Annotated in this window: 4 protein-coding genes; all 4 read left to right on the forward strand. The window is 69.3% G+C overall.

The window, feature by feature from the left end; all coding sequences use genetic code 11:
• Positions 1 to 729 (forward strand): multicopper oxidase domain-containing protein (locus VAE46_RS01635; RefSeq protein WP_322795162.1); only part of this gene is annotated, 729 nt, incomplete at its 5' end.
• A 112-nt stretch (positions 730 to 841) separates the two neighbouring features.
• Positions 842 to 1,261 (forward strand): M67 family metallopeptidase, encoded by a 420-nt coding sequence (locus VAE46_RS01640; RefSeq protein WP_322795163.1) that lies wholly within the window; start codon positions 842 to 844, stop codon positions 1,259 to 1,261.
• Positions 1,261 to 2,142 (forward strand): dihydropteroate synthase, encoded by an 882-nt coding sequence (gene folP, locus VAE46_RS01645; RefSeq protein WP_322795164.1) that lies wholly within the window; start codon positions 1,261 to 1,263, stop codon positions 2,140 to 2,142. Before VAE46_RS01640 ends, folP begins: the two co-directional genes overlap by 1 nt.
• Positions 2,139 to 2,282: 2-amino-4-hydroxy-6-hydroxymethyldihydropteridine diphosphokinase (locus VAE46_RS13510; RefSeq protein ID WP_416223928.1), on the forward strand; the 144-nt coding region annotated here is incomplete at its 3' end. The genes folP and VAE46_RS13510, both read left to right, overlap by 4 nt.

The following is a 2,282-nucleotide window of genomic DNA, read 5'->3' on the forward strand; positions in this document are numbered from 1 at the left end:
ATCCACCTGCCCTACACCATGGATGGCGTCCCCTACGTCACCCAGGACCCAATCCAGCCGGGCCAGACCTTCACCTACGAGTTCACCCTCAAAAACCCCGGCTCCCACATGTACCACTCCCACCACGACTCCGCCGACCAGGTCAACCGCGGCCTCCTCGGCGCCTTCATCGTCGAACCCGCCAACCCCAACGACTACCCCAAATACGACCGCGAATACATCCTCATCCTCAACGACTCCCTCCTCGGCTACACCGTCAACGGCAAGGGCTTCCCGGCCACCGATGCCCTCGTCGCCAGGAAGGGCGAGCGCATCCTTGTCCGCTGGATGAACGAAGGCATGATGTACCACCCCATGCACCTCCACGGCCTCGCCATGGAGGTCTTCGCCGTCGATGGCTACATGCTTCCCCAGCCCTACAAGTGCGACACCATCGACGTACCCCCCGGCAACCGCTACGACACCATCATCGACTGCTTCGAACCCGGCCTCTGGGCCTTCCACTGCCACGTCCTCAGCCACGCCGAGAGCGCTGCCGGCTTCTTCGGCCTCGTCACCGTCCTCGCCGTCGAAGACGAGAACTTCAAAGTCGCCGACGTCCTCAAGTCCGTCGCCGTCCCCGTCACCGAGCCCTCCCCCGACCTCAGGGTCGCCGCCACCGCCAACAGCCAGCAGCTCCCCGACAGCGAAAAGGGTGTCTTCACCCTCTGGTGCGAACAGAACGCCTGACCTCGCCGTCCTCCCTCCGTGGCAGAAGGGGCGCCTCCTCCCGGCGCCCCTTCCGCGATCGCAGGGCCCCGCGCCCCTACAATTGAGCCACACCCTCTCCTCCGGAGCCGCCGTGGCCGTCGCCATTCGCCTCAAGCAGGCCCACATCGACCAGATGGTCGCCCACGCCCTCGCCGATGCCCCCATCGAAGCCTGCGGCCTCATCGCTGCCCGCGATGGCGTCGTCACCGAAATCCGCCCCGCCCGCAACGCCGAGAACAGCCCGTACCGCTTCAGCATCGACCCCCTCGAGACCCGCCGCCACGAAGAGGCCATCGATGCCGCCGGCGCCGAACTCGCAGGCTTCTACCACTCCCACACCGGCAGCCCGGCCGTCCCCAGCCCCACCGATATCCGCATGATGGGCCCCTTCTTCGGCCCGCCGTTCGTCCACTTCGTCATCAGCGTGGCCGACCCCGCCAACCCGGTCGTCCGCGTCTGGTACATCGAAAACGGCGAACCGGTCGAGCAGCAGTACGAAATCGTGCCCTGATGCCGAACCCCATCTGCTGGCCCCTCACCCGCAGCTACCGCGCGACCGCCACCGAAATCCGCGGGCGCGCCTTCCGCTGGGGCGAACGCACCTACCTCATGGCCATCATCAACCTGACTCCCGACTCCTTCTCCGGCGATGGCATCGGCAGCGACCCCGACGCCGCCGTCGAGCGCGCCCGCGCCTTCGAAGCCGCCGGCGCCGACATCCTCGACCTCGGCGCCGAATCCTCCCGCCCCGGTGCCGGAGAGCTCGACCCCGCCGAGGAGCTCCGCCGGCTCATGCCCTGCCTCGAAGCCGTCCGCGCCGCCACCAGCCTGCCCATCTCGGTCGATACCTACCACGCCAGCGTCGCCCGCAGCGCCCTCGCCGCCGGTGCCGACGCCGTCAACGACATCTGGGGCCTCCGCCGCGACCCCGACATGGCCGCCCTCGTCGCTGAGACCGGAGCCCACCTGATCGCCATGCACAACCAGCGCGGGCGCCCCTTCCGGGACGTCGCCGGCGATATCGCCGAGGGCTTCCGCGCGACCCTCCAGCTCGCCGGGGAGGCCGGCATCCCCGCCGACCGCATCATCCTCGACCCCGGTTTCGGCTTCGGCTGGACGCCCGAGCAGAACCTCGAAATGCTCCGCCGCCTCCCGGAGTTCTGGTCGTTCGAACTTCCCCTGCTCATCGGCACCTCCCGCAAGTCGACCATCGGCCTCATCCTCGATGCCCCGGTCCACGACCGGCTCGAAGGCACCGCCGCCACCGTCGCCTTCGGGATCGCCGCCGGTGCGGATATCATCCGCGTCCACGACCTCCCCGCCATGGCCCGCGTCGCCCGCGTCACTGATGCCATCGCCCGCGCCAACTGGCGGGCCCCGCAGCCGCCATGACCCGTGTCGCCATCGCCCTCGGCTCGAACCTCGGCGACCGTCGCGCCAACCTGTCCGCGGCGGTGACTGCGCTCGAAGCCGCCGGGCTCGCCATCCTCTCCCGCTCGTTCGCCTGGGAAACGCCGCCGGTCCCCGCCGAC

The organism is Tepidiforma sp., assembly GCF_034433535.1.
GTDB lineage: Bacteria > Chloroflexota > Dehalococcoidia > Tepidiformales > Tepidiformaceae > Tepidiforma.

What these genes read in the sequence shown, in the direction of transcription:
- folP (WP_322795164.1), top strand. Translation starts at nt 1,261, where the DNA reads ATGCCGAACCCCATCTGCTGGCCCCTCACCCGCAGCTACCGCGCGACC.